At 64.1% G+C, this 26,926-nt stretch carries 24 protein-coding genes and 2 tRNA genes; 11 read left to right on the forward strand and 15 right to left on the reverse strand.

Annotated features, from left to right (window positions below; translation table 11 throughout):
• Positions 1 to 2: 2 nt before the first annotated feature.
• From mutL to G502_RS0100480, 8 genes are all read right to left on the reverse strand, one after another.
• The gene (gene mutL, locus G502_RS0100440; RefSeq protein ID WP_022726694.1) at positions 3 to 1,877 is read right to left on the reverse strand and encodes a DNA mismatch repair endonuclease MutL; all 1,875 of its coding nucleotides are present in this window, start codon (positions 1,875 to 1,877) and stop codon (positions 3 to 5) included.
• Positions 1,874 to 3,193 carry a phosphoglucose isomerase-related protein gene (locus G502_RS0100445; RefSeq protein WP_022726695.1) on the reverse strand — a complete coding sequence of 440 codons (1,320 nt, stop codon included), beginning with the start codon at positions 3,191 to 3,193 and terminating at the stop codon, positions 1,874 to 1,876. The genes mutL and G502_RS0100445 overlap by 4 nt, the downstream gene beginning before the upstream one ends.
• A gap of 115 nt (positions 3,194 to 3,308) precedes the next feature.
• On the reverse strand, positions 3,309 to 4,673 hold the full coding sequence (locus G502_RS0100450) for a M16 family metallopeptidase (RefSeq protein WP_040487434.1): 1,365 nt from the start codon (positions 4,671 to 4,673) through the stop codon (positions 3,309 to 3,311).
• Positions 4,674 to 4,684: 11 nt separating this feature from the next.
• Positions 4,685 to 6,028, reverse strand: a complete 1,344-nt coding sequence (locus G502_RS17960) for a M16 family metallopeptidase (protein WP_022726697.1) — start codon at positions 6,026 to 6,028, stop codon at positions 4,685 to 4,687.
• Positions 6,029 to 6,117: 89 nt separating this feature from the next.
• A complete protein-coding gene (locus tag G502_RS0100460; protein WP_022726698.1) occupies positions 6,118 to 6,702 on the reverse strand; it encodes a DUF3035 domain-containing protein in 585 nt (194 codons plus the stop codon).
• A 34-nt stretch (positions 6,703 to 6,736) separates the two neighbouring features.
• A complete protein-coding gene (lspA, locus tag G502_RS0100465) occupies positions 6,737 to 7,231 on the reverse strand; it encodes a signal peptidase II (RefSeq protein ID WP_022726699.1) in 495 nt (164 codons plus the stop codon).
• On the reverse strand, positions 7,228 to 10,074 hold the full coding sequence (gene ileS / locus G502_RS0100470) for an isoleucine--tRNA ligase (RefSeq protein WP_022726700.1): 2,847 nt from the start codon (positions 10,072 to 10,074) through the stop codon (positions 7,228 to 7,230). The genes lspA and ileS overlap by 4 nt, the downstream gene beginning before the upstream one ends.
• A gap of 280 nt (positions 10,075 to 10,354) precedes the next feature.
• Complete coding sequence (locus G502_RS0100480; RefSeq protein WP_022726702.1) at positions 10,355 to 10,804, reverse strand: MaoC family dehydratase; 450 nt, start codon at positions 10,802 to 10,804, stop codon at positions 10,355 to 10,357.
• A gap of 630 nt (positions 10,805 to 11,434) precedes the next feature.
• On the opposite strand from G502_RS0100480, the gene G502_RS0100485 reads away from it, so the two are divergent.
• The 4 genes from G502_RS0100485 to arsH all read left to right on the forward strand — a co-directional run bounded on the left by G502_RS0100485 (position 11,435) and on the right by arsH (position 14,595).
• Positions 11,435 to 11,938: a cold-shock protein gene (locus G502_RS0100485; RefSeq protein ID WP_022726703.1), complete on the forward strand. Its 504-nt coding sequence runs from the start codon at positions 11,435 to 11,437 to the stop codon at positions 11,936 to 11,938.
• 189 nt (positions 11,939 to 12,127) lie between these two features.
• Positions 12,128 to 12,553: a PadR family transcriptional regulator gene (locus G502_RS17965; protein WP_022726705.1), complete on the forward strand. Its 426-nt coding sequence runs from the start codon at positions 12,128 to 12,130 to the stop codon at positions 12,551 to 12,553.
• On the forward strand, positions 12,550 to 13,830 hold the full coding sequence (locus tag G502_RS0100500; protein ID WP_022726706.1) for an MFS transporter: 1,281 nt from the start codon (positions 12,550 to 12,552) through the stop codon (positions 13,828 to 13,830). The genes G502_RS17965 and G502_RS0100500 overlap by 4 nt, the downstream gene beginning before the upstream one ends.
• 24 nt (positions 13,831 to 13,854) lie before the next feature.
• The gene (gene arsH, locus G502_RS0100505) at positions 13,855 to 14,595 is read left to right on the forward strand and encodes an arsenical resistance protein ArsH (protein ID WP_022726707.1); all 741 of its coding nucleotides are present in this window, start codon (positions 13,855 to 13,857) and stop codon (positions 14,593 to 14,595) included.
• A gap of 9 nt (positions 14,596 to 14,604) precedes the next feature.
• Here the strand turns inward: arsH and G502_RS0100510 are convergent, their stop codons facing one another.
• Entirely contained in the window at positions 14,605 to 15,549 is a 945-nt protein-coding gene (locus G502_RS0100510) for a LysR family transcriptional regulator (RefSeq protein WP_022726708.1), read from the reverse strand.
• Between the two features lie 108 nt (positions 15,550 to 15,657).
• Here G502_RS0100510 and G502_RS0100515 point away from each other — a divergent pair, with 108 nt between their 5' ends.
• The 3 genes from G502_RS0100515 to G502_RS0100525 all read left to right on the forward strand — a co-directional run bounded on the left by G502_RS0100515 (position 15,658) and on the right by G502_RS0100525 (position 17,346).
• Complete coding sequence (locus G502_RS0100515) at positions 15,658 to 16,179, forward strand: thiamine pyrophosphate-binding protein (protein ID WP_022726709.1); 522 nt, start codon at positions 15,658 to 15,660, stop codon at positions 16,177 to 16,179.
• A gap of 5 nt (positions 16,180 to 16,184) precedes the next feature.
• Positions 16,185 to 16,790 carry a thiamine pyrophosphate-dependent enzyme gene (locus G502_RS0100520; protein WP_022726710.1) on the forward strand — a complete coding sequence of 202 codons (606 nt, stop codon included), beginning with the start codon at positions 16,185 to 16,187 and terminating at the stop codon, positions 16,788 to 16,790.
• A 106-nt stretch (positions 16,791 to 16,896) separates the two neighbouring features.
• Entirely contained in the window at positions 16,897 to 17,346 is a 450-nt protein-coding gene (locus G502_RS0100525) for a GNAT family N-acetyltransferase (protein WP_022726711.1), read from the forward strand.
• A gap of 102 nt (positions 17,347 to 17,448) precedes the next feature.
• Here the strand turns inward: G502_RS0100525 and G502_RS0100530 are convergent.
• A tRNA-Leu gene (locus G502_RS0100530) sits at positions 17,449 to 17,533 on the reverse strand.
• Positions 17,534 to 17,814: 281 nt separating this feature from the next.
• Here G502_RS0100530 and G502_RS0100535 point away from each other — a divergent pair.
• Genes G502_RS0100535 through G502_RS17970 form a run of 3 tightly spaced genes read left to right on the forward strand, consistent with a single transcriptional unit; the run spans position 17,815 to position 22,514 of the window.
• On the forward strand, positions 17,815 to 19,590 hold the full coding sequence (locus tag G502_RS0100535) for an N-acetylglutaminylglutamine amidotransferase (protein WP_022726712.1): 1,776 nt from the start codon (positions 17,815 to 17,817) through the stop codon (positions 19,588 to 19,590).
• A 31-nt stretch (positions 19,591 to 19,621) separates the two neighbouring features.
• Positions 19,622 to 21,304: an N-acetylglutaminylglutamine synthetase gene (gene ngg, locus G502_RS0100540; protein WP_051151944.1), complete on the forward strand. Its 1,683-nt coding sequence runs from the start codon at positions 19,622 to 19,624 to the stop codon at positions 21,302 to 21,304.
• Between the two features lie 16 nt (positions 21,305 to 21,320).
• The gene (locus tag G502_RS17970) at positions 21,321 to 22,514 is read left to right on the forward strand and encodes an osmoprotectant NAGGN system M42 family peptidase (RefSeq protein WP_022726714.1); all 1,194 of its coding nucleotides are present in this window, start codon (positions 21,321 to 21,323) and stop codon (positions 22,512 to 22,514) included.
• 40 nt (positions 22,515 to 22,554) lie between these two features.
• Here G502_RS17970 and phnE (G502_RS0100550) read toward each other — a convergent pair whose 3' ends face one another.
• The 4 genes from phnE (G502_RS0100550) to phnD all read right to left on the reverse strand — a co-directional run bounded on the left by phnE (G502_RS0100550) (position 22,555) and on the right by phnD (position 26,041).
• Entirely contained in the window at positions 22,555 to 23,370 is an 816-nt protein-coding gene (gene phnE, locus G502_RS0100550; protein WP_022726715.1) for a phosphonate ABC transporter, permease protein PhnE, read from the reverse strand.
• Positions 23,370 to 24,179: a phosphonate ABC transporter, permease protein PhnE gene (gene phnE, locus G502_RS0100555; protein ID WP_022726716.1), complete on the reverse strand. Its 810-nt coding sequence runs from the start codon at positions 24,177 to 24,179 to the stop codon at positions 23,370 to 23,372. The genes phnE (G502_RS0100550) and phnE (G502_RS0100555) overlap by 1 nt, the downstream gene beginning before the upstream one ends.
• Positions 24,176 to 25,015 carry a phosphonate ABC transporter ATP-binding protein gene (gene phnC / locus G502_RS0100560; RefSeq protein WP_022726717.1) on the reverse strand — a complete coding sequence of 280 codons (840 nt, stop codon included), beginning with the start codon at positions 25,013 to 25,015 and terminating at the stop codon, positions 24,176 to 24,178. The genes phnE (G502_RS0100555) and phnC overlap by 4 nt, the downstream gene beginning before the upstream one ends.
• A gap of 78 nt (positions 25,016 to 25,093) precedes the next feature.
• Positions 25,094 to 26,041 carry a phosphate/phosphite/phosphonate ABC transporter substrate-binding protein gene (gene phnD / locus G502_RS0100565; protein ID WP_022726718.1) on the reverse strand — a complete coding sequence of 316 codons (948 nt, stop codon included), beginning with the start codon at positions 26,039 to 26,041 and terminating at the stop codon, positions 25,094 to 25,096.
• Positions 26,042 to 26,325: 284 nt separating this feature from the next.
• On the opposite strand from phnD, the gene G502_RS0100570 reads away from it, so the two are divergent.
• Positions 26,326 to 26,401: transfer RNA gene (locus G502_RS0100570), tRNA-Thr, on the forward strand.
• 249 nt (positions 26,402 to 26,650) lie between these two features.
• Here the strand turns inward: G502_RS0100570 and G502_RS0100575 are convergent.
• Positions 26,651 to 26,926: integrase core domain-containing protein (locus G502_RS0100575; protein ID WP_022726719.1), on the reverse strand; the 276-nt coding region annotated here is incomplete at its 5' end.

Below are 26,926 nucleotides of genomic sequence, written 5' to 3' on the forward strand. Positions count from 1 at the left end.
CCTTACCGCCGCCCAAACAGCCGTTCGATATCGGCCAGCTTCAGTTCCACATAGGTTGGACGGCCATGATTGCACTGTCCGCTGTGCGGCGTGGCCTCCATCTGGCGCAACAGGGCATTCATTTCCTCGTTGTTCAGCCGACGCCCGGCTCTCACAGATCCGTGACAGGCCATGGTTCCGCAGACCTCCTCAAGCTTTTCCCGCAGGCTGAGCGCCTGGTCCATCTCGGCCAGTTCGTCCGCCAAGTCCCGCAGCAACCCCTGAACGTCCAGCTTTCCCATGAGTGCCGGCACCTCGCGCACCAGCAGGCTGCCTTCCCCGAAGGCCTCGATTTCCAGCCCCAGTTCGGCCAGCTCCTCACGGCGCGACAGGACGCGCGCTGCAGCTGCCTCATCGAGTTCCACGACTTCGGGAATCAGCAGCGCCTGGCGGGCCACGCCACGGGCAGCGATCTCCTCCTTCATGCGTTCGTAGACCAGGCGCTCATGGGCCGCATGCTGGTCCACGATCACAATACCGTCGCGTGTCTGCGCGACCACGTAAGTCTCGTGAAGCTGCGCGCGGGCCGCACCCAGTGGATAATCGTAGAGGGGTGGAGGATCCTCAACGGCACGCGAGGCCGAATCCGCAGTACCTGCCACCGGGGTCTCCATCCCCGTCACCGCCTCTCCAGGCTCGGCGGCGGCTCGCCCTTCGGGTGGTGCCTGCAAGCCGGGCAGGGGCGCATGATAGCCATCCGGCCCCTCGGCAAATCCGCTTGCGGCTTGTTGCGGCCCTCCGTGGGGAAAGGCCGGCCTGTAACTGCCACCGACTGGTGGCGCACCACCCGGCTGGAACGAGCCCAGGGCCGAGCCGGCCACCGTGGTGGAGGCCCTGTGTCCGGCCTCCGCCAGGGCATGGCGGCAGGCCGAGACGATCAGGCCGCGCACCAGTCCCGGATCACGGAAGCGCACCTCGGCCTTGGCCGGATGCACATTCACGTCCACTTCATCCGGCGGCACCTCCAGGAACAGGGCGACCACCGGGTGGCGGTCACGCGCCAGGAAGTCCTGGTACGCCCCCCGGATGGCGCCAAGCAGCAGACGGTCGCGCACAGGACGGCCATTGACGAAAAGAAACTGCTGCTGAGCATTGGCGCGGTTGTAGGTCGGCAGGCCGATCAGGCCCTCAAGGCGCAGGGTCTCGCGCACCGCCTCCACCGGCAGACAGTTGTCGCCGAACTCCCGCCCCAGAATGGCGGACAGGCGCTTGCGCCGGGCATCGAAGAGGTCCGGCCCGCCACGTTCCAGGTTCAGGACGTTTTTCTTCTCGTCGGCCAGCTTGAAGGCCGCATCCGGATGCGCCATGGCGAGGCGCTCCACCACGTCGCGGACATAGCCCTGTTCGGTGCGCGCCGTCTTCAGGAACTTCAAACGCGCCGGCGTGGCAAAGAACAGGTCACGCACCTCGACACGCGTGCCCTGTGCCAGGGCTGCTGGTTTCAGCTGGCCCAGTGTTCCGCCTTCCACAGAAAGCGACCAGGCCTCGCTTGCACCCTCCTGGCGGCTGGCCAGGTTCAGGCGCGCGACCGCCCCGATCGAGGGCAGCGCCTCGCCCCGAAACCCCAGGGACGCGATGTGAACCAGGTCATCGCCCTGCAGTTTCGAGGTCGCATGGCGTTCCAGGGCCAGGGCCAACTCATCGGAGGACATGCCCCGTCCGTCATCCGTTACTGAAAGGTAGGCGCAGCCGCCCTCGCGCAAAGCAACTTCAATCTGCCGTGCGCCGGCATCCAGGGCGTTTTCCACCAGCTCCTTGGCAACGGCGGAGGGCCGCTCGATCACTTCACCAGCGGCAATGCGGTTGACCAGTGTCTCGGGCAGACGGCGGATTGTCATGCAGGGCTCTTCGTTCTCTGGCTCAGATACTGGCGCGCCAATTGCTTGCCCTCCTCCACAGCCGGCTGGTCGAAGGGATCGACCTCCAGCAATTCTGCGGCAAACACCGTTTCCAGCATAAAATGCATCAGTAGGCCGCCCAGGCTGGTTTCATCCAGCTGATTCAAGGTGATGACACGGGTGGGCCGCCGGTGCCGGATCAGGGTTTCGGTTGTGGCCCGCGCCATTGCATCCAGCAGATCCCCCATGCCGTGGCCGGCCAGGTAATCCAGCCCCAGAGCTTCCGCCTGCTCGGCCGGGACCTTGGCATCGCCCGGCGCCTCGGCATGGCGGACCAGGGTAAAGAACTTGTCCCGCGGGCCTTCCAGATAGAGCTGCAGCTGGCTGTGCTGATCGACTGCGCCCATGGCGCGGATCGGGGTCAATCCCTTCCCCTGCTTGCCCAGGCTTTCGGCCCAGAGCTGTCGGAACCACAATCCAAAATGCGCCAGGCGGTCGATGTAGGGCATCAACACTGTCTGCGTCAGTCCAGCGCGGTGTGCATACGCCACGGTCAGAACGGCGCCGGTCTGCGGCGCAGCCGTATGCGCGGGTTCCACTCCCAGGCTCTGGTCCAGCACCTCGCGGGCGCCACGGCGCAGGGCGGCTGCGTCCAGCCCGGCCAGCAGTGCCGGCAAGAGGCCGACTACGGACAGGACGGAATAGCGCCCGCCCACACCTTCATCGTGATCCAGGCAAGGCAGGTGATAGCGTGCAGCCAGGGTCTTGAGTGGGCTGTCCTTTGGCTCGGTGATGACCGCGACCTGGCGTGACAGCCGGCTTTCATCCACCTCGCTCAACAGGGCCTCGAGCAGCTGCAGGGTCTGGCAAAGGGTTTCGGCCGTTCCTCCGGACTTGGAGATGGCCACCACACCCAGGCGTGAGAGATCGACCGCAGCCAGGAAATCGTCGAAGCTGTCCGGGTCCACGTTGTCCAGGAAATGCAGGTTCGGCCCGCCCAGGCGGTTGCCATAGCCACTGTCGGCCAGGGCATAGAGGGTCTGCCCGCCCAGCGACGAGCCCCCGGTGCCAAGGATCAGGACATCATCGCAATTCGCCGCCAGCGCTTCCGCCACTTCGCCGGCCCTGGCCAGATCCTCGGTGCGATCCGGCAACTGCAGGAATTCGGGGCCCGTCCCATCCCTGCGCTGTTGCGCCAGGCGACGGGTGGCAGGTGCCAACTGCTGAAGGCCCGCTTCCAGGTCCTTAGTGGACAGGCCCACGTTCTCACCTGCATTCCCGATCAGGCAACCATCCACATTCACAGAAAACGGCATTTGCATTCTCCCGAGGCTGCGCAGGTGACATTCTTGTCCCGGCCGCTTGCCATGCACAAGCTTCCTTCCAAGCCGGCTGCAAGCTCTTGATTCAAGAATATTTTGCGCGGCCGCCCTATTCGCGCGGCGGCAGGACGATATCCGACTCGACGCCCTCGGGCTGTCCCACAACCACGAAGGTCAGGGCCTCCGGCTGCAGCAACGAACGGGCCACGCGGCGTACATCCTCCATGCTCACGGCCTCGATTTCCTCGGTGCGACGGTCGATGTAATCAATCCCCAGGTTGTCCATCTGGATGGACAGCAGGACCGAGGCAATGCTGTCGCTGCTGTTGAGCTGCCGGGCAAAGGCACCGGTGACATAGCTCTTGGCATTGGCCAGTTCCTCTTCCGTCGGCCCTTCTTCCGCCAGGCGCTGCCATTCGGTACGCAACACGTCCAGGCTTTCCGCCACGCGGGCATTCTGGGTGGCCAGGCCGCCGGTCAGGACAGCTGCATGGTCCAGCGTATTCAGCCCGGTGCTGACCGAATAGACCAGGCCGCGCTCCTGACGAATCTCTTCATTCAGGCGCGAGGCGAAACTGCCGCCGCCCAGGATGTAGTTCACGATATAGGCAGCAAAGAAATCCGGATCATCGCGGGCCATGCCCGGCTGGCCAAAGGCCACCACGGATTGCGGCTGATCACGCTCCACCACGGCCACACCGCCCGCGCTATGGGGCGTGGTATCAGGAACCTCGGCTGCTTTACCTTCCTCCGGCAGCGCCCCGAAGGTTTCATCCAGCAGCTTGCCCAGTTCCTCCGGAGTTATGTCTCCGGTCGCCGCCACGTATAACCGTTCACGCGCTACCTGGTTCTCCAGGAAGGCCCGCATGTCTGAAACCTCGATGGTGCCGATGCTCTCGGGCGTCCCCTCGCTTGGCCGTCCATAGGGGTGGTCCGGGAAAAGCAGGTGATAGAGTCCATTCCAGGCCAGAGACTGGGGATCCTGTTGGCGTCGCGCCTGCATGACCTGGTACTGGCTCTTCAGGCGCTGGACAGCGGTCTCGTCGAAGCGCGGCTCGGTCAAGGCCATGCGCAGGTAATCGAAGGCCTCGTCCCGATTGTGCGTCAGGGTCATCAGCGAGCCGCTGAAACGGTCGCGGCTGGTGTTGAAGGACATGCGGATCGAGCGGTTGTCCAGAGCTTCCTGGAAGGCTGTGGAATCAAGCTCGCCCGCACCTTCATCCAGCAGGGCCGCCGTCAGGCCGGCCAGACCCTCCTTGCCCTCGGGGTCCGTTGCCGAGCCGCCGCGAAAGGCGAACTCCACCGCCAGCACGGGATTGCTGTGATCCTCGACCAGCCAGGCCTCGATCCCCCCGGGGGAAACCACCTTCTGGATATCCATCGCCCGGGCGGCCAGGGGCGCTGCGAGACAAAGCAGCAGACCCAGGAGCAGAGTCGACACCAACTGCGGAAGGGAACGGAAACGCGCCATCATGCTTTCAGCCCTCATGAGGTCGGTTCGCTTTTCAGGACACCCGTGACCGAACGGTCCGGATCGAAGACCAGTGCGGCCGCCGCCTCGACTTCTTCTGCCGTCACCTGACCAATACGTTCGGGCCAGGCCTCGATGTCCTCAAGGTCCTGTCCGGTGGTGAGCGCCCGTCCTATGAAATGGGCCGGTCCGCTGACGGAATCCTGGGCATAGGCCACGGAGTCCATCAGGCGCTGCCGTGCCTGTTCGACCTCTTCCTCGCTGACACCCTCGTCCAGCAGGCGGTCGATCTCCGCACGTAGGGCTTCCTCGGCCTTCGCGAGATCGTCGCCATTGCGCGGCGTGACGGAGATGGAGAATTCCGAAAGATCAAGACTGTTGGCGCGATAGCCGGCGCCGGCACCGGCGGCAATTTCCTGCTCAACCACCAGTTCCTGGTACAGCCGGCCGGTTCGCCCGCCCATCAGCTCATCGAGAACCTGCAGAGCATAGGGCGTGGCGTCGGTACTATCCTCCAGAGAGGTATTATAACTCGGGGCCAGGTATTGGATGGTGACCGAAGGCTGTCCCACTTTTGGATCCGCCAGCTCCACGCGGCGGCTGGCCCACTGGCGCGGTTCCTCCACACGCTGGCGCTCCGGCACGGCACGCTGCGGAATGTCGCCGTAATGGGTCTCGGCCAGGCGGCGAACCTCCTCTACTGTTGTATCCCCGGCGACGATCAGGATGGCGTTGTTGGGGGCATACCAGGTTTCATAGAAATCCAGGGCATCCGTCTGATCCAACGCGCGAATCTCGTTCTCCCAGCCGATGATCGGAAGTCCATAGGGATGATGCAGGTACAAGGCAGCCGAAACCATTTCGCTCAACTGCGATGAGGGCTCGTTGTCGACCCGGCTGCGGCGCTCTTCCAGAACCACATCCCGTTCGGGATTGACTTCGGATTCCTCCAGAAGCAGGCCAGTCATGCGGTCCGCCTCGAGTTCCATCACCATATCCAGCCGGTCACTGGCTATGGTCTGGAAATAGGCCGTGAAGTCATAGGAGGTATAGGCATTGTCCTGCCCGCCTTCGCGGGCAACGAGACGCGAGAACTCGCCGGGCTCGATCTTGTCGGTCCCCTTGAACATCAGGTGTTCCAGGAAGTGCGCAATTCCGGACTTGCCGGGCGGCTCATCGGCCGAGCCAACCCTGTACCAGATCATGTGGGTCAGGATCGGTGCGCGATCATTGGGGACCACGACAACCTGCAGGCCATTGTCGAGAGTGAAGCTTTCCGGCTCGAAGACCTGTGCCTTGGCGGAAAGCGCCAAGGAAAGGGCGATGAAGATAGCAAGAGGCGCAAGAAAGTGACGCATGGAAGCCTTTCGGGGTGACACGTTATCCGGACACCCATGTGATATGGGTCGGAGCTGCGCTCTCGCAATCCGCAGCCCCGACCAAATCATCAGAACAGCTTTTGGAACAGCGTCTGCTCGGGCTTCTCGATAACGGGCACACCCTCGCCTGTCGGCGTTTCGCCCATGGCCGAAGCCGCCCTCAGACGACGCGACTCGGCTGAGGGATCAATGACATCACCCGTTGGCTCCTCGTCGGTTTGCCAGAAGATCAGGTCCTGCAGCAGGCTCTCGTTGGCCTCGTTGATCTGACGTGTTTCGCGTTCGATTTCCTGACGGATATCCGGGTCGGCTTGGTCAGCACCGGCCGCACGGGCCAGGACCATCTCGCCTTGTGAGCGCCCATCATCAGGCATCTGCCGCTGGCTTTCACCCTCTTCATCCTCGATGCGGAAGACGGTCTGCCTGGCGCGGTCGGTGGGCGAGCCCTCCTGAGGGCGCCGCGCACCGGGGGTGGGGGGCCGCAGGGAATAATCCGGCGGCATCGTCAGCGGCGCCCTGGACACCACGCGGAATTCATCCGGCGCCGAACGCGTCAAGCCGAACTGCTTGCGAATATCGTTGCCACAGCCCGTCAGCAACACGGCTGCCACAAGCAGTCCCGCAATACCTGCTGTCCGCTTAAATCTGGTCATTACTCCTGCCACCTTTCGCCTGCCTATCCTGCATTCAATCTTTAACGCCGTCTTGCGCCCCGAACAACCCGTCCCATAGCAGCAGGGCAACACCTGCCACAATAGTGGAATCAGCCAGGTTGAAGGCGGGCCAATGCCAACCTGCATAATGGAAGTCCAGAAAATCGACCACCCCGGGGTGCAGAAAGCGGTCGATCATGTTGCCCAGCGCTCCACCCGATACCATCCCGACAGCCAGGATCATCACGGTATTTGCCTGCTGGCGCAACCAATAGAGCAGGGCCAGCACGATCAGCAGCGAGACGAGTGAAAGTATATAGGGCTGCCAGGGACTGTCCCCGGCCAGCAAACCGAAGGAAACCCCGCGGTTATAGGTCAGGACCAGGTTGAAGAAGCCCGTCACCTCGATAATGCGCGGCGGCTGCATGACCTCGATCAGGACGAACCACTTGCTTGCCTGGTCCAACGCGGCGATCAGGACAGCCAGGCCCAGGGCGCGCCCCAGGGCGACCCGTGCATTTCCGCTCATTGCGCCGCCGTGTCCAGCTGTGCCACGGCGGCGGCACAGCGCCCGCAGGCGCCGGGCGCATGAGGATAGTTGCCTACATCCGGCAGCACCTGCCAGCAGCGTTCGCACTTCTCGCCCTCGGCCTCCTGGACCATCACCGCAATGCCCGGCGCCTCCTCCAGACGATAGGCTTCCTCGGGCGCCGCATCGCCGCGCAACTCGATACCCGAGGTGATGCAGATCTCGGCAAAATCCTCGTTGTCCAACAGCGTACGCAGGGCCGGGTCATCCACATGAACCGCCGGGCGTGCCTGCAGCGACGAGCCAATACGCTTCTCGGCACGCTCCAGTTCCAGCGCACCGGTCACCACCCGGCGCGCCTGCCGGATCCGGGTCCACTTCTCCGCGAGTTCGGGCTGGGCCCAGCCGGCCGGTGCATCCGGAAAACAGCGCAGATGGACGCTTTCGGCCTCGTCGGTCTTGCCCCTGGCCCACCAGGCCTCCTCGGCCGTGAAACAGAGGATGGGCGCCAGCCAGGCGCTCAGGTAATCGAACAGGATATCCAGGACAGTGCGGCAGGCCCGGCGCTTCGTCGAGGATGGCAGGTCACAGTAGAGACTGTCCTTGCGCACATCCAGGTAGAAGGCCGACAGGTCCACGGCACAGAAATGGTGCAGTGTCTGATAGATTTCGTGGAACGAGAAGTCCTCGCAGCCGCTGCGCACGATCCGGTCGATTTCCTGGACGCGATGCAGGACCCAGCGCTCCAGTTCCGGCAGGTCGTCATAGGCCACCTTCTCGGACTCCGCGAAACCGTCCAGCGCGCCCAACAGGTAGCGCAGCGTATTGCGCAGACGCCGATAGGCGTCGACCTGGTACTTCAGGATCTCCTTGCCGATGCGCAGGTCCTCCGAGAAGTCCGAAGCCACCACCCAGAGGCGCAGGATGTCCGCGCCCTCGCGGTTGATGACATCATGCGGCGCCGTCACGTTGCCCAGCGACTTGGACATCTTGCGGCTCTTCTCGTCCAGCACGAAGCCGTGGGTCAGCACCGCCTCGTAAGGTGCCCGTCCACGTGTGCCACAGGATTCCAGCAGCGAGGTGTGGAACCAGCCGCGATGCTGGTCCGAACCCTCCAGGTAGAGCGAGGCCGGCCACTTCAGGTCGTCCCGGGCCTCCAGCACGAAGGAATGCGTGGAGCCACTGTCGAACCAGACCTCGACCACATCCTGGATCTGCTCGTAGTCCGCGGCGTCGTAGTCCTCGCCCAGCCAGCGTTCCGGCGGCGAATTGAACCAGGCGTCGCCGCCCTCGCTCTCGAAGGCCTCGGCAACACGGTCGATCACCGCCTGGTCGCGCAGAGGTTCACCCGTCTGCTTGTGCACGAACAGCGGCAGGGGCACCCCCCACAGGCGCTGGCGCGAGATGCACCAGTCGGGCCGCTGCTCGATCATGCTGCGCAGGCGCAGCTGGCCGCGCGGTGGCACGAAGCGGGTCTCGTCGATGGCCGCCAGGGCCTTCTCGCGCAGCTCATTCTCTTCCATGGAAATGAACCACTGCGGCGTGTTGCGGAAGAGGAGCGGCGCCTTGGAGCGCCAGGAATGGGGATAGCTGTGCCTCAGCGAGCCCTTGGTGAGCAGCTTGCCGGCCTCCATCAGGGCCTTGATGACCGCCCCGTTGGCATCGCCGTCCTTGCCTTCGCGGGTATAGACCACTTTGCCGGCGAAAAGCGGCACATGCGGCAGGAAGCGTCCCTCGCCATCGATGGTCTGGGGAATCTCCAGGCCGTGCTCAAGGCCCAGGTAGTAGTCGTCGGTGCCGTGTCCCGGCGCGGCATGAACGAACCCCGTTCCCTGGTCCGTGGTGACGAAGTCGCCCGGCAGCAGCGGCGTGTCCTGGGGATAGCCCTGGTCATGAAAGGGATGGTCCAGGACAGCGCCGGCCAGTTCATTGCCCTTCATGCTGTCCAGGCGCTTGGCGGACTCGATGCCGGCATCCTTCAGGACCTGCTCCTCCAGGGCCTCGGCCACCAGGAAGCGCTCACCGGGCATGGCCAGGGATTTCTCCGTGACGCTTTCGACTTCCAGCAAGCGGTAATCCACGTCCTCGGCATAGACCACGGCCCGGTTGCCCGGAATGGTCCAGGGTGTCGTGGTCCAAATGATGACCGATGCACCCTCCAGCTCTTCTTTCGGCGCCTTGCGGAAGGGAAAACGCACCCAGATGGTGGGCGACTTGTGCTCGTGGTACTCCACTTCGGCGTCGGCCAGTGCCGTCTTCTCGGCCACGGACCACAGTACGGGGCGAGACCCGGCGTAGAGGCCACCGTTCATCAGGAACTTGCCGATCTCGCGCACGATCTGTGCCTCGGCGGAAAAGGCCATGGTGGTATAGGGTCGGGCCCAGTCGCCGATCACACCCAGACGCTGGAACTCCTCGGTCTGCTGGGTGACCCAGCGCTCGGCAAAGGACCGGCACTCCTGCCGGAACTCGACCCGGTCCACCGCGTCCTTGTCCAGACCCTTCTCGCGATAGCCCTCCTCGACCTTCCACTCGATGGGCAGGCCGTGACAGTCCCAGCCGGGGACATAGTTGGCATCCTTGCCCAGCATCTGCTGGCCGCGGTTGATCACATCCTTCAGGATCTTGTTGAGCGCATGGCCCATGTGCAGGTGCCCGTTGGCATAGGGCGGCCCGTCGTGCAGGACGAATTTTTCCCGGCCGCGCGACTGCTCGCGCTGGCGGCTGTAAAGGTCCATGTCCTTCCAGCGCTCCAGGATTTCCGGCTCGCGCTTCGCCAGTCCGGCGCGCATGGGAAACTCGGTCTTGGGCAGGAAAACGGTGGAGCGGTAATCGCGGGTCATCTGGCAGAAACCTTGGGCTGGGCTTGGGCGCTCGTCTGGCTGGTCCGTGGCAGGCAAAGCGGCTTGCGGACAATTCCTTGGACAGGGTTCCTGCCGAGGCATTTCCCGGGCAGGAGACATTGCTTCCCGGCCTTCCTCAGAAGGCCGGGTTCATAATTCGCAAACTGCCGGATCGCCGCACACACCGCATCATGGGCGCGGATGGTAATGATCCCGCGTTCCGGGTCAAGCGCCATGGAGCGCGGCTAACGGGGTGTCGAGACAAGAGCTGGCCAGCCCCTTACTCGGCGGCGGCTGTCTCCTGCGCCCGGCTGGCCACCATCAGGGTGGCTTCGCCTTCCAGCACGCTCTTGTCGTTCACCAGGCACACCGTGTTGAACACCACCCTTCGACTGGCACTGTCGATGGACTTCACCGTCACCTCCGCGGTGACCGTGTCGCCGATGCGCACCGGACGCTTGAAGCTGAGCGACTGGTCCACATAGACGGCCCCCGGGCCCGGCAGACGGGTGCCCAGCACGGCCGATACGAACCCGGCTGTCAGCATGCCATGGGCGATCCGCCCCTTGAACATCGTGGTCTCGGCATAGTCCTGGTCCAGATGCAGCGGATTGGTGTCACCGGTGATCCCGGCATAAAGCACGATGTCCGCCTCGGTCACGGTCTTGGAAAAGCGTTCGACCATTCCGGTTTCCAGATCCTCAAGGCAATAGCCACGGCTACCCTGCATGCTGTCCTGTCCTTCCCCATATGTGATGAACCCACGGCACAGGCCGTCCGGTTCATTCGGTGTATTGTGCAATGCAAAAATACTATGGGACAGAGTTCTGTGCAAATCCAGGCTCAAGGTATTGAAATTTCGTGAGTTTCCGAAAGATCCCGGCACCCTGTCGATGCTGCACGCGCGAGATGGCACTCGACTCCGCGCAGGCGGCCAGCAGGACCGGGCGGTTTGGGTGCCGGGAGAGACAAACGCTACATCTGGAGCGATACTGCCGCCACGACCACAACTCCTAGCGATAAGCGGCGCACCGGCTCGGAACACCCCCTGATGGCCCTCGCCCGGACGGGGTACCACCGGAGGCGAAATCGTGACATCCGTCTGATAGCAGGTGATTTATGATTAAAAATGAGCTACCATGATCACTTCGTTTTGCCATGCATGAAGCCATTGGAATTTGTGGTCTTCCACATGACGGTTGTCAGATATGCCAGATACGGGACAGGTGTCCCCGGGAATCTCAATTCCAGCATGGTCCCAGTACAGGAACAGCTCGTACAGGAAAATTGGCATGGCTGTATCACGGCGTCCCGCATTGGGGCGCCGTTTGTTTTTCTCGCGTGGAGTCTTTAGCAAGTGATGAGCGATTTTTCCGGGTCGGAAACCTCCCAGTCTCAAGTCAAGGCTGTCGTCAAGTGGTTCAACGCTACAAAGGGCTTCGGCTTCGTCCAGCCCATGGATGGATCACCCGACGCCTTCCTTCATGTTTCGGTGCTCCAGACCATTGGACGCAATGACCTGCCGGAAGGCGCAGAGTTGATTTGCGACATTGGTCCTGGGCGCAAGGGGCTGCAGGTTTCTGCAATCACCAGCATCGAATCCCTGCCGGAAGCCCCCGTCTCGAACGGCTTTGACCAGTCCCAGGGCGCCGCCGGCCCCGAAGTTCAGGGAACAGTCAAGTTCTTCAACAGTGACAAGGGCTTTGGCTTCGTCGTACCGGATGACGGCGGCAAGGATGTCTTCGTTTCCCTGCGTGTGCTGGAACGCGCGCGCCTCAATGCCCTGGAGCCCGACCAGAGGGTGCGCATGACGACCCGTATGGGCGAGAAGGGCCCGATGGCGGAAACGGTCGAGTTGGCCTGAGAACTTTTCCTGCCGGTCTATCATCGGCAGAAACGACAAACGCGGTCACGGGCTTTACAGCCCGCGGCCGCGTTTTGCTTTTTCACCCCCATCCACGCGCCGCGCATTGGCCAGGATTGCAGTCTCGGCAAGGCAGTCATTCATACCTAGCAGGTTGATGCATTATCCCTCTAGGTATATGCAGGCCTCATGACTGCGAACCCTGAAACCCCGGACTCTGGCCGTGAGGGCCTGGACTTCACCTGCCCTGCCTACTGGCGCGGCACCATCAAGATGGGCCTCTCGCGCTTTTTCATCCTGCGGGTCCTGCACGATGGTCCCCTGCATGGCTACGACATCGCCCGGACCGTGGAGCGCACCACGCACGGCTGCTGCTCTCCGACCGAAGGCGCGCTCTATCCCGCCCTGAAGGAGTTCGAGAAGGGCGGCTATGTCACCGTCATACCCCAGGTCGTCGGCGGGCGCACCCGCAAGGTCTACAGCCTGACGGATCGTGGCCGCGAAGCGTTCCAGGTGGCGCTGGCCGCCTGGATGGAGGTGACCGAGTGCCTGCTGGACACGGAACGCCAGCTTGGCAGCACGCCCGGCGACAGGGAAGGAGCGCGCAGGACGTGACCACGGACAGTCTCTCCCTGGGCCGCCAGCGTACCGCCCGGCGCCGCTTCATCGCCGCGCTGGGAGTCGGCCAGATCATTTCCTGGGGCACGCTCTATTACAGCTTTCCCTTGATTGCCGAGGCCATGGCCCCGGATCTGGCCGCCGACAAGCCATCGATCTACGGCGCCGCCACCCTCGGCCTGGCCGCGTCCAGCCTGGCCGCCTATCCCATCGGCACCGCCATCGATCGCGGCCACGGCCGCAGCATCATGGCCGGCGGCTTCCTGCTGGGCGGTCTGCTGCTTCTGGCCTGGAGCCAGGTCACCGCCATCTGGCAGCTCTACCCCATCTTCCTGGGCATCGGCCTGACCATCGCCGCCACGCTCTACGATCCCGCCTTTGCCGTGGTGGCACGCCGCTTCGGCCGCGAGGCACGACAGGGCATCACCGCGCTCACCCTCTGGGGCGGTTTTGCCAGCACCGTCTTCATCCCACTGATCCAGTTCCTGCTCGATCGAACGGACTGGCGTGAAACCCTCATCGTCCTGGGACTGGTCAACCTGGTGGTGGGCGTCGGCCTGCACCTGCGCACCATCGACCCGCGCCAGGATATGACGCCCGGCGAGGACGAAACCGAGCCGCAAGCAGATCAATCCCCGAAACAGGTAGATCAGCCACCGAAAATCGAAGGCAACACAGCCTTGCGCTGGGCCAGCCGGCGCCCGGTTTTCTGGGCGCTCCTGATCGCTTTCACACTCTATTTCGGCAGTTTCTCGGCGCTCACCTTCCATCTCTACCCCCTGCTGCTGGAGCGCGGCTTCGATGCCACCACGGTGGTCAGCGCCATCGCCATCATCGGCCCGGCCCAGGTGGCCGGCCGCGTGGTCATCTGGACCCTGGCCCGGCACAGTCCGATACGGCAGGTCGGCCTGGTTGCCACATTGGGCTTTCCACTCGCCCTGGCCCTGCTGATCCTGCTGCCGGACCACTTCGCTTTCCTGGCCCTCTTTGCGCTGATCTACGGCGCCGCCAACGGCATCATGACCATCGTGCGCGGCCTGGCCATTCCGGAAATGCTCAGCCGCCAGGCCTATGGCGCCATCAACGGCGCCATTTCGGTGCCCAGCAACGCCGCCAAGGCCCTGGCGCCCGTAGGCGCCGCCCTGCTCTGGTCGGCCAGCGGATCCTATGACTCGCTGCTGCTGGCCGCCATCGCAACAGCGCTGGTGGTGGTCGCCAGCTTCGCCACCGCTGCCTGGTACAGCGCCCGCAACACCCCCGCGCAACAGCCCTGAGACCGAATCCCACGAGGACCGCCCATGCCCTTTCACGACCTTCCGGCCCCCAACGCCCTGCCCAACCTGGAAGAGACCCATTTCGCCGCGCCCGATCCGGGGCAGCTCGAACCGGCCGAACGCACCACGCATCCACCGCGCATCCTGATGCTCTACGGCTCCCTGCGCGCCCGCTCCTACAGCCGTTTCCTGACCGAGGAAGCCGCGCGCATTCTCATCCGCCTGGGCGCCGAGGTCCGCATCTTCGACCCGCGCAACCTGCCCCTGCCCGACTCGGCCGAGACGGACCACCCGGCCGTCCAGGAACTGCGCAACCTCTCCATCTGGTCCGAGGGCCAGGTCTGGTGCAGCCCCGAGCGCCACGGCAACCTCACCGGCCTGTTGAAGACCCAGATCGACTGGCTGCCCCTGGAAAGCGGCGGTGTACGTCCCACCCAGGGCCGCACCCTGGCCGTCATGCAGGTCTGCGGCGGCTCGCAATCCTTCAACGCCGTCAACAGCCTGCGCGTCCTCGGCCGCTGGATGCGCATGATCACCATCCCCAACCAGTCCTCGGTACCCAAGGCCTGGCAGGAGTTCGACGACGCCGGCCGCATGAAGCCCTCGCCCCTCTACGACCGCGTGGTCGACGTGATGGAGGAACTGATGAAATTCACCCTGCTGACCCGCGACCGCAGCGCCTATCTCACCAGCCGCTACAGCGAGCGCCGCGCCGAAGCGGCCAAGCAGGCCTCGGAGGCGGAGAAGGTCGCCGCCCGGGTGTGAACCGTCCTGCTATCGCCCGCGCACCTCTTCTTCCGGCAGTTCGCCGGCCCAGACGGCACGCTGCACCATGTCGGTGACGATCGCGGTGACCGACTCGCCGGCGAAACGTGCCAGGCGGGACAGTGGCCGATCGGCGGGATAGGACAGGACCAATCGACGCCCGGGGGCGGGCTCGCTCAAGGCGGTGGCCGTCAGGCGGCCCGCCTCGATGTCTTCGTGAATGGGCGCGCGCGGCAGGATGGTCCAACCCTTACCGTGCCGCACGAGTCTTTTCAGGGTGGCCAGGGAATCGGCCTCGACGGCAACGTCGAGCGCGATACCCGCCTCCGCCGCACAACGTTCGACGATGATCCGCAGGCCATGCTGGGGGCTGGGCAGCAACAAACGCTTGCCCGCCAATTGAGTGAAGGGAAATTTCTGCTCACTCGACAGGCCAGCCTCCGACGGACCAATCAGGAACAGCTTCTCGTGCAGCAGGGGCTGCGAGCGCAGGGACCGCGCCGACTGGGGGTCGTAAAGCACCGCCAGGTCGATCTCGCCGCGGTGCAGCCAATCGAGCAGGTGGCCGGTATAGGCGCTGACCAGGCGCAGCATGACCCTGGGATGAGCTGTCTCGAAGACCGTCACGAGCGGGACCGAGATGATATCGGCCACGGTCGGCGGCATGCCGATGGCAATCCGCCCCGTCAAAGGGGCCTCGGCCTCCGAGGTCTGCGACCTGATCTCCTCCAGCTCCGCCATCACCCGCATGGCATGGCCCAGGACGTCGCGACCCTGGTCCGTCAGCAGCATGCCGCGGCCGTGTCGGGCGAACAGGCGGACGCCCAGTTCCGCCTCCAGCATGCGGATCTGCCGGCTCAGCGCCGGTTGCGCGATGTGCATCTGGTCGGCCGCCTTGCTGAGACTGCCCAGTTCGGCCACGTGAATGAGGGTGCGAAGCTGGGACAGCTCCATCCAGCTATCCAATCCTGTTATAGCTGATCACGAAAATCGGTCGCGGAATTAACGAGAAAAGATAGCTATGCTGTTCCCGAATGTCGAGACGACACCGGAGCAAACACCGTGCAGACCACCCAGACAGAAGACTGGCCCAGCGCCGTCTATCGGACCCTCAAGGCCGCGAAGGTACAGCAGATGGCCTATGTGCCCGATGCCGGGCACAGCACCCTGATCAACCTTCTGAACGAAGATCCTCAGGTCGCCACAAACGTGCTGACCACCGAAGAGGAAGGCATCGCCATCTCGGCCGGGGCCTGGCTCGGCGGCCAGCGGAATGTCCTGCTGATGCAGTCGAGCGGTGTCGGCAATTGCACCAACATGCTCTCGCTTCCGGCGATGGCGCGTTTCCCGCTGCTGATGCTGGTGACCATGCGCGGGGAATGGGCGGAGTTCAATCCCTGGCAGGTGCCCATGAGCCGTGCCACCCAGCCGACGCTGGAGGCCATGGGCCTGCGCACCCTGCGCGTCGACAAAGCCGAGGACATGGTCGAGACCGTCGAGGCCGCGGCCGCCCTCGCCTATGAAGCGGACCAGCAGGTGGCCGTGCTCATCGGCCAGCGCCTGCTCGGCAAGAAGAAGTGGTGACAGCCATGACAGAGACCTTATCCAGCACACCAGCCACACTTGATCGTCGCGAGGCGATTGGCGCCCTGCTGCGCGCGCGGGAGAACACGCTCGTGGTCACCGGCCTTGGATCGCCAAGCTATGATGTCCACGCGCTCGGCGACCGCGACGACAACTACTACCTCTGGGGCGCCATGGGCAGCGCGGCCCTGGTCGGCCTCGGCCTTGCCCAGGCACAGCCCGAGAAGCGCGTTCTCGTGGTGACCGGCGACGGCGAGCAGCTGATGGCCTTCGGCAGCCTGGCCACCATCGCCGTCGCCCGGCCCAGGAACCTCGCCATCGCCGTGATCGACAACCACCACTACGGCGAAACCGGGATGCAGATGAGCCACACCGGACACGGCATCGACCTTGCCAAGGTCGCGGCAGCCTCCGGCTTTGCCGAGGCGCGCACGCTGCACAGTCTGGAAGAGGTGGAACAGGCCGGAGAGACTCTGAAGACCCCAGCCGAAGGCCCGCGCCTCTATGTCCTCAAGGTCACGGCCGAAAACCACCCCCGCTCCCTGCCCTCACGCGATGCCGTTTTCATCAAGAACAGGTTCCGAGCCCACCTGGGGTTTGCGGCGGAATAAGTCTCCCGAAGCTTCCGATCAGCCTTCGAGACGCAGGCTATCTTCGCCCGACTCAGAGCGCAACGGACCTCTGGCGCCTGTTGCCATTTTTCGGGACACTGGACGGATGGACCGCATCCGCCCGGCCAACCTCAGCGATCTCGCCGCCATAGAGCGGCTGGTCGAGGCCGCCTATGGCCATTACGTCGCGCGCATCGGCAAGCCACCCGGCCCGATGCTGGACGACTATGCCGCACACATCGCCGCCGGCCGCCTCCACCTGCTCTTCCAGGAAAACACGCTGTTCGGGCTGGTCGTTCTTATCGAGAACGCGGACCACATGCTGCTCGACAACGTGGCCGTCCATCCTGAGGCGCAGGGCCAAGGCCTTGGCCGCCGCCTGATCGCCTTCGCCGAAGAGCACACCCGACAGGTCGGCTATGAGCGCCTGCTGCTCTACACCCACGAAGCCATGATCGAGAACCTGGCGCTCTACCAGCACCTGGGTTTCCGAGAGATCCGTCGTGTGGAGGAGAAAGGTTATCGCCGGGTCTACATGGAGAAGATGCTGGCATGACGTTGCCACGGAGCCTTCCTTGCAAATTCAAAATCGCATTTTAAATCTGCAAGGATGACGCGCATCAGGCTTCAGGATATAGCCCGCGAAAACTTGAGAAAATGGTGCCCCTGGAGGGATTCGAACCCCCACTCCTTTCGGAACGCGATTTTGAGTCGCGCGCGTCTACCAGTTCCGCCACAGGGGCGTGGGAAACGGGCGGCAGAATACCCGAGACAGACGGCTTTGCAATGATGATCCTTAGCTTCTTTGTGCCAGAGTTTCCTGCCGTGGCCCAGCTGGCCAGGAACGCCTTTGCTTGAAGACGTCACAATCGTGGCTATCTCTATAGGCGGCTTTTGCGCAACAGAACGCTTTGAAATCAAGACGCTTGAACAGCGCCCGTGAAAATCGAAACCTGTGAACATCGAAGGGGCTGGCCCGAACGGGCCGTCGTCATTCCGTCAGCAACCCGGGGGACAAGCAAGCATGTGTGGACTGGTCGGTGAAATCCGCTTCGACGACAAGGAGGCCTCTCTCTCCCTGGTCGAGGGCATGTCGCAGAGGATCGCACAGCGCGGCCCCGATGCCGCCGGCCTGTTCCGGCAGAACAGCCTCACCGTCGGCCACCGCCGCCTGAAGATCATCGACCACAGCGAATCGGCGCAGCAGCCTATGATCGATTCCCAGCTGGGCCTGGGCATCGTCTACAACGGCGCCATCTACAACTTCCGTGCCCTGCGCGAGGAACTGCAGGGCAAGGGCTATCAGTTCTTCTCCAACGGCGACACCGAGGTTATCCTGAAGGCCTATCACGCCTGGGGCCCGGCCTGCGTCGAGCGCTTCGCCGGCATGTTTGCCTTCGCCCTGTGGGAGCGTGACAGCGGCCGCATGCTGCTGGCCCGCGACCGCCTGGGCATCAAGCCGCTTTACCTGGCCGAGGTGCCCGGCGCCCTGCGCTTCGGCTCCAGCCTGCCGGCGCTGGCCCACAGCGAGGGCGTCGACAGCGACGTCGACCCCGTGGGCCTGCACCACTACATGACCTTCCACGCCGTGGTCCCGGCGCCGCACACCATCCTGAAGGGCGTGCGCAAGCTGCCGCCGGCCAGCCGCCTGCTGGTCGAGCCCGACGGCCGCATGACGCAGGAAACCTATTGGCGCCTGGCCTTCGGCCCGCAGGAAGGCGACGGAACCCGCAGCGAGAGCGACTGGCAGGACCTGGTGCTGGACAGCCTGCGCACCGCCGTGGAGCGCCGCCTGGTGGCCGACACTCCGGTGGGCGTCCTGCTCTCCGGCGGCCTGGACTCCAGCCTGATCGTCGGCCTGCTGGCCGAGGCGGGCCAGGAGGGGCTGGAGACCTTCTCGGTGGGCTTCGAGTCCGTAGGCGACGAGGAAGGCGACGAGTTCCGCTATTCCGACATCATCGCCGAGCATTACGGCACCCGACACCACAAGCTGTTCATCAACAGCCGCGAGCGCATGCTGCCCAACCTGCCCGGCTGCATCCGATCCATGTCGGAACCCATGGTCAGCCACGACAACATAGGCTTCTACCTGCTGTCCCAGGAGGTGGCCAAGCACGTGCGCGTGGTACAGTCCGGTCAGGGCGCCGACGAGGTCTTCGGCGGCTATCACTGGTATCCGCCGCTGCTGGACAGCCGCGATCCGGTGGCGGACTACGCCCGGGTCTTCTTCGACCGCGACCACGAAGGCTTTGCCCGGGCCGTGGATCCGCGCCTGGTGGAAAGCGACTACAGCCGCGCATTGGTCGAGCGCCACTTTGCCGAAGTGCAGGCCGAACGCCCGGTGGACAAGGCCCTGCACCTGGACAGCACCATCATGCTGGTGGACGATCCCGTGAAGCGCGTGGACAACATGACCATGGCCTGGGGGCTGGAGGCACGCGTGCCCTTCCTGGACCACGAGCTGGTGGAGCTGGCGGCCCGGATGCCGGCCGAAATGAAGGTCCACGACGGCGGCAAGTACGTGCTCAAGGAGGCCGCGCGCAAGGTCATACCCTCCGGCGTTATCGACCGGCCCAAGGGCTATTTCCCGGTGCCGGCGCTGAAGTACCTGGAGGGCGAGTCCCTGGACTATGTCCGCGGCGTCCTCGAGCGCCCCGAAGCGCGGGCCCGCGGCCTGTTCCGACAGGATTACATCGACCAGCTCCTGCAGGCCCCCGACCAGCACATCACGCCGCTGGGCGGCTCCAAGCTGTGGCAGGTGGCCCTGCTGGAAGCCTGGTTCCAGGAACATGGTCTCTGAAGAGCGCAGGCAGGACAGCGAGGCAAGGCCCATGCAGACACGCGGCCCAGGCGCTGAAACGCAAAATCAGGCCGAGACACCCCAGGACGTCGTGCTCGATTGCGGCTGGGGCCGCCTGCTGTTCGCGCAGACCTTCGAGGACGGCGAAGTCCTGCTGGATCGTCTGCTGGAGGAGCAGGAAGGCTGCCGCGACATCGCCTTCTATGTCGGCGATCCGCATGTCCTGCTCAGCCTGCGCCCGCAGCAGGTCTTCCTGGACCCTTCGAACACCTATCGCCTGGAGCTGCGGGACCTGCCCGAGACGCCGACCCATCCGGCCTTCACCGTCGCGCCACTGGACAGCCGCCAAGATGCCCAGGGCGTCAACACCTGCTATGCCCATCATGGTATGGTCGCGATCGACGAGGACTTCCTGCTCGCCTGCCGCGACGATCCGCGTTACATCCACCTGGTGGCCCGCGACCAGGCCTCGGGCGAGGTTCTGGGCACGGTCACCGGCCTGGATCACGTGGAAATCTTCGGCGACCCCGACAACGGCTCCAGCCTCTGGTGCCTGGCGGTTACCGCACAGGCCCCCTATCCCGGCATCGGCGTGGCGCTGGTGATCGAGCTGGCACGCCGTCTGGCCCAGCGTGGGCTCAGCTATATGGACCTGTCAGTGCTCTATGACAACGAGGAGGCCATCGCGCTTTACGAGAAGCTCGGCTTCCGCCCGATCCAGCGCTTTGCGCTCAAGACCCGCAACTCCATCAACGAAAAGCTCTATATCGGCCCGGCGCCCGAACAGGACCTGAATCCCTATGCGCGCCTGATCGTGGACGAGGCGCGCCGCCGGGGCATTGCCGTCGAGGTGCTGGACGCCGAGGGCGGCTTCTTCCGCCTGACGCATGGCGGCCGCTCCATCGTCTGCCGCGAATCCCTCTCTGAGATGACCACGGCCATCGCCATGAGCCGCTGTGACGACAAGGCGGTGACCCAGCGCCTGCTGCGGCGCGCCGGACTTTCAGTGCCCGAACAGGCTCGTGCCGGAACGGCGGAAGAGAACGCACGTTTCCTGGAAAAGCATGGCCGGGTCGTGGTGAAGCCCCTGCGCGGCGAGCAGGGTCACGGCGTGGCCGTGGACCTGCGCACGGCCGAAGCTGTCGAGGCTGCCGTGACCGAGGCACGGCAGCATTGCGACATCGTCCTGCTGGAGAAATATGTCGAGGGGGACGACCTGCGCGTCATCGTCATCAATTACGAGGTGGTGGCCGCGGCCGTACGCCGGCCGGCCGAGATCATCGGCAGCGGCAAGCACACGATCCGGCAGTTGATCGAGACCCAGAGCCGCCGCCGGGCCAAGGCCACGGACGGGGAAAGCACCATCCCCCTGGACGGCGAAACCGAGCGCTGCGTAGAAGAAGCCGGCTACAGCCTGACGGAGATCCTGCCCGCCGGACAGACCCTGCGCGTACGCAAGGCGGCCAACCTGCACACCGGCGGCACGATCCACGACGTCACGGAAAGCCTGCATCCGCACCTTTCCGCCGCCGCGGTCGAGGCCGCACGGGCCATAGAGATTCCCGTGGTGGGCCTTGACTTCCTGGTCCCGTCCCCCGAGGAGTCGGACTATGTCATCATCGAAGCCAATGAGCGGCCGGGACTGGCCAATCATGAACCCGCCCCCACGGCGCAGAAATTCATCGACCTGCTGTTCCCGCATCTTGCCGCCTGAAAGGAGAGCCTGATTCATGGCCAGCCCAAGCCCGAAGGCGCTGCCCGTCGACATGGACTATCTGCAGGACGTGATGGTGCGCCTGTTGGAAACGCACTCCCCCACCGGCTACACAGACCAGGTGGTGCACATGGTCTGCCAGGAACTGGAAAGCCTGGGGATCGAGCATGAACTGACCCGGCGCGGCGCCATACGCGCCAACATCCAAGGCAGCCGGCGGGCCCCGGACCGCGCCATCGTCGCCCACGTGGATACCATTGGCGCCATGGTGCAGGGCCTGAAGGACAACGGGCGGCTCAGTCTGGCCTCCATCGGCACCTGGTCCAGCCGGTTCGCCGAGGGCTGCCGGGTCACGGTCTTCACCGACCAGGGGGCGCGCACGGGCACGATCCTGCCACTCAAGGCCTCGGGCCACACCTACAACGAAGGCGTGGATACGCAGCCCTCGGACTGGGACCAGGTGGAACTGCGCCTGGACGAGATCGTCTATGACCGCGCCGGCCTTGAGGAACTGGGCCTGGCCGTCGGCGATTTCGTCGGCGTGGACAGCAACCCGCGCATCACACCGGCGGGCTTCGTGGACGCGCGCCACCTGGACGACAAGGCCGGTGTCGCCTGCCTGCTGGCCGCGGTGAAGGCCATCATCGAAAGCGGCGCCAAGCTGCCGCTGGACTGCCATCCCCTCTTCACCATCTCGGAAGAGGTGGGTGTCGGCGCCTCGGCGGTGCTGCACCAGGACGTGGCCGAGATGGTCGCCATCGACACGGCCCCCCAGGCGCCGGGCCAGGAGACCCTGGAAAGCTGCGTCACCATCGGCATGAAGGACTCCTCGGGCCCCTTCGACTGGCACTTGACGAAGCGCATGCTGGAGTTGGCCGGCGACAACGAGATCCGCCACGTGCGCGACACCTTCCGCTATTACCACTGCGATGCCGCCGCAGCGCTCGAGGCCGGCAACGACCTGCGCACGGCCCTGGTCTGCTTCGGCACCGATTCCACTCACGGCTACGAACGCACGCACCTGAAGTCCCTGCAGGGGGTGGCCGAACTGCTGACCGCCTACATGCAGAGCCCGGCCGTCATCGCCCGCGACAGCAAGCCCATCGGCCCGGCCAAGGGCTTCCCCGTCCAGCCGGTGGAAGAGGCCCAGGAACACCCCGATACCGAGCACCACGACCCCGAGCATCCGGAAAAAGGAGCGGCGGAGTAGGCATACGCTCGCCGCTCTCCGGGCCGGTGTGGGCCAGGCTTCAGATGATGTTCTTGCGCACCCTGGAGGAAACCCATTCCGAGAAGATCACGGTGGCCAGGATCAGTGCGAAGATCACCGTGACCTGGGACCAGGCGAGCGTGTTCAGCGAACTCTGCAGCTGCAGGCCGATGCCGCCCGCGCCGACGAGGCCGAGGATCGTGGATTCCCGGATGTTGATGTCCCAGCGGAACACGCAGATCCCGGCAAACGCCGGCAGGACCTGGGGCACGATGCCGTAATCGATCACCTGCGCCCGGCTGGCGCCGGTGGCCTGAACGGCCTCGACCTGGCTTTCATCGATCTCCTCGATCGCTTCATAGAGCAGCTTGCCCACGAAACCGATGGAACGCAGGGCGATGGCGATGATGCCGGCCAGGATGCCGGGGCCGAGGATCGCAACCAGCAGCAACGCCCAGATCAGCGAATTGATCGAGCGGGAGGCGACGATCACGAACAGGGCAAAGGGACGCAGAACCAGATGGCTCGGCGTGGTGTTGCGGGCGGCCAGAAAGGCGACCGGCACGGCCAGCATGACACCGATCAGTGTGCCCAGCGTGGCGATGTTGATGGTGTCCCAGAGCGCGCCCCAGAGCGTGTTGACGTAGGACCACTTAGGCGGCCAGGCCCGCGAGAACAGGTCCGCGGCCTGGCTGGGTGCATCCTTGACGAAGAACCATTTCGTATCCACCGTCATGATCTGCCAGCAGACCACGAAGGCCATGGCGGCGAGCAGCCAGCCCAGCCAGTGGAGCCACTGGGCAGTGGTGGTGCGGTGGCGCCAGGCGGGGCCTTGTTCCGTTTGCCAGACCGGCATTACTGGATCCACTTCCGGATATAGCCGGAGCTGTACTCGGCCAGCATGACGAAGATGATGATCAGGATCAGGATGGCGCTGGCGGTGCTGTAGTCATAGCGGTCCATGGCCGTGTTCAGCGTCGCGCCGATCCCGCCGGCGCCGACGATGCCGATCACGGCCGATTCCCGGAAATTGATGTCGAAGCGATAGAGCGACAGGCCGATCAGGCGCGGCATGACCTGGGGCTGCACCCCGTAATTCACCACCTGCCACCAGCCGCCCCCGGTACCGCGCACCGCCTCGGCCTGGCGGGGATCGATCTCCTCGATATCGTCGGCCAGCAGCTTGGCCAGGAAACCGATGGTGGCAAACGACAGGGTCACGAAGCCGGCAAAGGCGCCAAAGCCGAACATGGCCACGAACAGGATCGCGATGATGATTTCCTGGAAGGCGCGCGAGACGGCGATGATGGCGCGGCAGACGAGATAGACCGGCAGGGGCGAGATGTTGCGCGCGGCGCCCAGCCCGATGGGCACGGAGATCAGGACCCCCACCATCGTCGAACAGACCGTCATGGTGACGCTTTCCACCATGCCCTGTTGGATCTGATCGAAACGGCTCGTGAAATCCGGTGTCAGGAACCCCTGCAGGAAGCGGGCGCCCCGTTCGAGCCCCTCATAGGCACGTTGCCAATCCACCTCCAGCGTCCCGATCGCCAGCAGCAGATAAAGCAGCGCGCCGCTGTAGATGGCCCGGCGCCAGAAGTCGTTGCGGATCAGGATGGGCGGGCGGCGCCAGCGCCGGGATACCGCCTGGACCTCGCTCATACCGTACCCGCCATGCGTTCTTCCTCGGCCGCCTTGAACGCGGCTGCGTCCGAGGCGTCCTGTGCCGCCTCGTCGGCGGCCTTGCGCATCTCACGCCAGTCCTCCTCGCCATAGATCCGCGTCAGCGCCGCATGGTCGAGCTCGGCGGGCGGACCGTCGAACACCACCTGGCCCGCGGTCAGGCCGATGACCCGGTCGACGAACATCTGGGCCAGCATGACGTCGTGGATGTTGATGATGGCGGGCAGGTCGTGTTCCCGGCAGATCTCGCAAATCAACCGCATGATCTGGCGCGACGTCTTGGGGTCCAGCGAGGCGGTTGGCTCGTCCACCAGCAGCAGTTCCGGGTCCTGTTCCAGGGCGCGCGCGATGCCCACGCGCTGGCGCTGACCGCCGGAGAGCTCGTCCGCCCGCTTGTCCACGTGATCGGACAGCCCGACGCGCTCGAGCAGCCCGAAGGCCTTGTCCACGTCCTTCTGGGAATAGCGGCGGGTGAGCGAGCGCCAGAAGGACACATAGCCCAGGCGCCCCGACAGCACGTTCTCCATGACGGTCAGACGTTCCACCAGGGCGTACTCCTGATAGATCATGCCGATCCGACGGCGCATCGTCTTCAATTGGGTGCGGCCCAGCTTCGGGATGTCCACATCAGAGAGCCGGATTGCCCCCGCCGTCGGCTCGACCAGACGGTTGATGCAGCGGATCAGCGTCGACTTCCCGGCCCCCGAGGGACCGATCAGGCCCACGACCTGGCCGCGTTCGATGGAAAAGGATACGTCCTCGAGCGCAAGATCACCGGTCTTGTAGCGCTTGGTCAGCGCCTCGATCGACAGCATTGCAACTCCTCATTCTCCTCGATCCGAAGGCGGGAGCCGCCCCACGGCGGCCCCCGCCGGATCCTTACCGGGACCGGATCAGTTGCAGGTGTAGGACACCTCGTTTGCCTCGTCGATCTGGCGGATCACCGCCCAGTCCTCCTTGAAGGAGATCTCGATGAACTGGGCCTCGCCGGATTTCTCGAACTCTTCCTTCAGAGCCGAGCCTTCCCAGGGGAAGGAGAAGAAGGCCTCGCGGATCTTGTCCTGAAGTTCCGGCGTCAGGTTATAGACGGTGCCATAGCCCGTGGTCGGGAAGGTCTGGGACTCATAGATCGTACGCACCTGGTCGGCTGAGATGACGTCGCGGTCGATCATGCGCGCCATGACGGAATTGGCGATGGCAGCGGCGTCGTAGTCGCCGTTGGCCACGCCCAGGACCGAGGTGTCGTGGGAGCCCGAGAACCCGGCCTCGAAATCCTCGCCGGCCTCCATGTCGAATTCACTCTTCAGGATCGCCGAAGGCGCCTTGAAGCCGGAGTTGGAGGTCTCCTGGGTGAAGGTGATCTCACCGCCGCGCAGGTCCTCGACCTCCTCGACGTCGGAGTCGGCTGGCACGATGATCTCCATCTCGTAGCCGAACGAGCCATCCTCGGCGGCCATCATGGCGAAGGGCCGGAAGCCGGCGCAGGCCACGGCGATGGGATTCGATCCCGTGTTGAATCCTGCGATATGCAGGCGCCCGGCGCGCATGGCCTCCAGCTGAGAGGCATTGGACTGGACGGGGAAAAACTCCACCTCCTTGCCCGTGACTTCGGACATGTGCTCCATGAACCCCTGCCAGACGTCCTCGTAGACGGCGGGATCCTCCACCGGGGTGTAGGTGAAGATCAGCGTGTCGGGATCGACCAGTTCGTCTTCATTGGAGGGGATGTCGGCCACCAGGTCGCCGTCCTCGTCGGAGTAGCGGCTGTCGAGATTGAAGTCGGCATAGGCGGGTGCGGCAAACAGTGCCGCGAACATGGATGCGGCCAGAAAGGTTCTCATTTTCGCCTCCTCGAGTTATGGAAAGTTAGTGGAACCGAGTGTCAGACATCCCGCTTATGGTCGCCCTGTGTTAAGCTTTCATGTTAGACTTGTGAAAGTAATATAACGTCAAATGAAGCGGCTTCATAGTTCGGTTGTACCGCCCCGCCAAGGAACACAACCCGCCCCTGGGCTGTCAGGCGTGTACACAAAAAAGCTGCGCAAGAGAATTGACAGACGCGCCCGGATCACGCAGTTCTAGCGCCTGAAGCAACGCCCACCATTCAGTAGCGTTGCCCAAGGTCGCCGGCTTAGCTCAGTTGGTAGAGCAACTGATTTGTAATCAGTAGGTCGCGGGTTCGACTCCTGCAGCCGGCACCATTTTCCTCATTAATTGCAACAAGTTACAAGGAACCCATTTAGCAGTCCATGCTTTAGGATATCTCCTGGAAGCATATTGGAAGCACTCGGATAATTTTCGGAGCTTTCAAGGAAGGTCTCCACCAGAAACTGTATGGCCGCTGACCTGACCCCTTGAAAATCATCCAAGTGTTTCTGGAATCCGCGTACATCTTGACCTTGCCCCCAAGTTTGGACCAGCCAGAGCGAGAAAATTCCGGCTGTTCGGCCTCAGGGCAGGCATGCCTGCCCTGAGGCAATTGCCAGTTCCATCGGGGCTTTGTCGCCAATGGAACTATGTGGGCGAACTTCATTATAATCCGTCCGCCACGCTTCACATTTTGACTGTGCATCAGCCAGGCTCAAAAACCAATAGACGTTCAGACATTCTTCACGTACCCGGCCGTTGAAGGACTCCGAGAAGGCATTGTCCGTTGGCTTGCCAGGGCGCGAATAGTCCAGTTCAACGCCCTTCATGTAGGCCCAGAGGTCCAGATCCTTGCTGAC

The organism is Fodinicurvata sediminis DSM 21159, from assembly GCF_000420625.1.
Taxonomy (GTDB): Bacteria; Pseudomonadota; Alphaproteobacteria; order Kiloniellales; family DSM-21159; genus Fodinicurvata; species Fodinicurvata sediminis.

What these genes read in the sequence shown, in the direction of transcription:
- mutL (WP_022726694.1), bottom strand. Translation starts at nt 1,877, where the DNA reads ATGACAATCCGCCGTCTGCCCGAGACACTGGTCAACCGCATTGCCGCT.
- G502_RS0100445 (WP_022726695.1), bottom strand. Translation starts at nt 3,193, where the DNA reads ATGCCGTTTTCTGTGAATGTGGATGGTTGCCTGATCGGGAATGCAGGT.
- G502_RS0100450 (WP_040487434.1), bottom strand. Translation starts at nt 4,673, where the DNA reads ATGATGGCGCGTTTCCGTTCCCTTCCGCAGTTGGTGTCGACTCTGCTC.
- G502_RS17960 (WP_022726697.1), bottom strand. Translation starts at nt 6,028, where the DNA reads ATGCGTCACTTTCTTGCGCCTCTTGCTATCTTCATCGCCCTTTCCTTG.
- G502_RS0100460 (WP_022726698.1), bottom strand. Translation starts at nt 6,702, where the DNA reads ATGACCAGATTTAAGCGGACAGCAGGTATTGCGGGACTGCTTGTGGCA.
- lspA (WP_022726699.1), bottom strand. Translation starts at nt 7,231, where the DNA reads ATGAGCGGAAATGCACGGGTCGCCCTGGGGCGCGCCCTGGGCCTGGCT.
- ileS (WP_022726700.1), bottom strand. Translation starts at nt 10,074, where the DNA reads ATGACCCGCGATTACCGCTCCACCGTTTTCCTGCCCAAGACCGAGTTT.
- G502_RS0100480 (WP_022726702.1), bottom strand. Translation starts at nt 10,804, where the DNA reads ATGCAGGGTAGCCGTGGCTATTGCCTTGAGGATCTGGAAACCGGAATG.
- G502_RS0100485 (WP_022726703.1), top strand. Translation starts at nt 11,435, where the DNA reads ATGAGCGATTTTTCCGGGTCGGAAACCTCCCAGTCTCAAGTCAAGGCT.
- G502_RS17965 (WP_022726705.1), top strand. Translation starts at nt 12,128, where the DNA reads ATGACTGCGAACCCTGAAACCCCGGACTCTGGCCGTGAGGGCCTGGAC.
- arsH (WP_022726707.1), top strand. Translation starts at nt 13,855, where the DNA reads ATGCCCTTTCACGACCTTCCGGCCCCCAACGCCCTGCCCAACCTGGAA.
- G502_RS0100510 (WP_022726708.1), bottom strand. Translation starts at nt 15,549, where the DNA reads ATGGAGCTGTCCCAGCTTCGCACCCTCATTCACGTGGCCGAACTGGGC.
- G502_RS0100520 (WP_022726710.1), top strand. Translation starts at nt 16,185, where the DNA reads ATGACAGAGACCTTATCCAGCACACCAGCCACACTTGATCGTCGCGAG.
- G502_RS0100525 (WP_022726711.1), top strand. Translation starts at nt 16,897, where the DNA reads ATGGACCGCATCCGCCCGGCCAACCTCAGCGATCTCGCCGCCATAGAG.
- G502_RS0100535 (WP_022726712.1), top strand. Translation starts at nt 17,815, where the DNA reads ATGTGTGGACTGGTCGGTGAAATCCGCTTCGACGACAAGGAGGCCTCT.
- ngg (WP_051151944.1), top strand. Translation starts at nt 19,622, where the DNA reads ATGCAGACACGCGGCCCAGGCGCTGAAACGCAAAATCAGGCCGAGACA.
- G502_RS17970 (WP_022726714.1), top strand. Translation starts at nt 21,321, where the DNA reads ATGGCCAGCCCAAGCCCGAAGGCGCTGCCCGTCGACATGGACTATCTG.
- phnE (WP_022726715.1), bottom strand. Translation starts at nt 23,370, where the DNA reads ATGCCGGTCTGGCAAACGGAACAAGGCCCCGCCTGGCGCCACCGCACC.
- phnE (WP_022726716.1), bottom strand. Translation starts at nt 24,179, where the DNA reads ATGAGCGAGGTCCAGGCGGTATCCCGGCGCTGGCGCCGCCCGCCCATC.
- phnC (WP_022726717.1), bottom strand. Translation starts at nt 25,015, where the DNA reads ATGCTGTCGATCGAGGCGCTGACCAAGCGCTACAAGACCGGTGATCTT.
- phnD (WP_022726718.1), bottom strand. Translation starts at nt 26,041, where the DNA reads ATGAGAACCTTTCTGGCCGCATCCATGTTCGCGGCACTGTTTGCCGCA.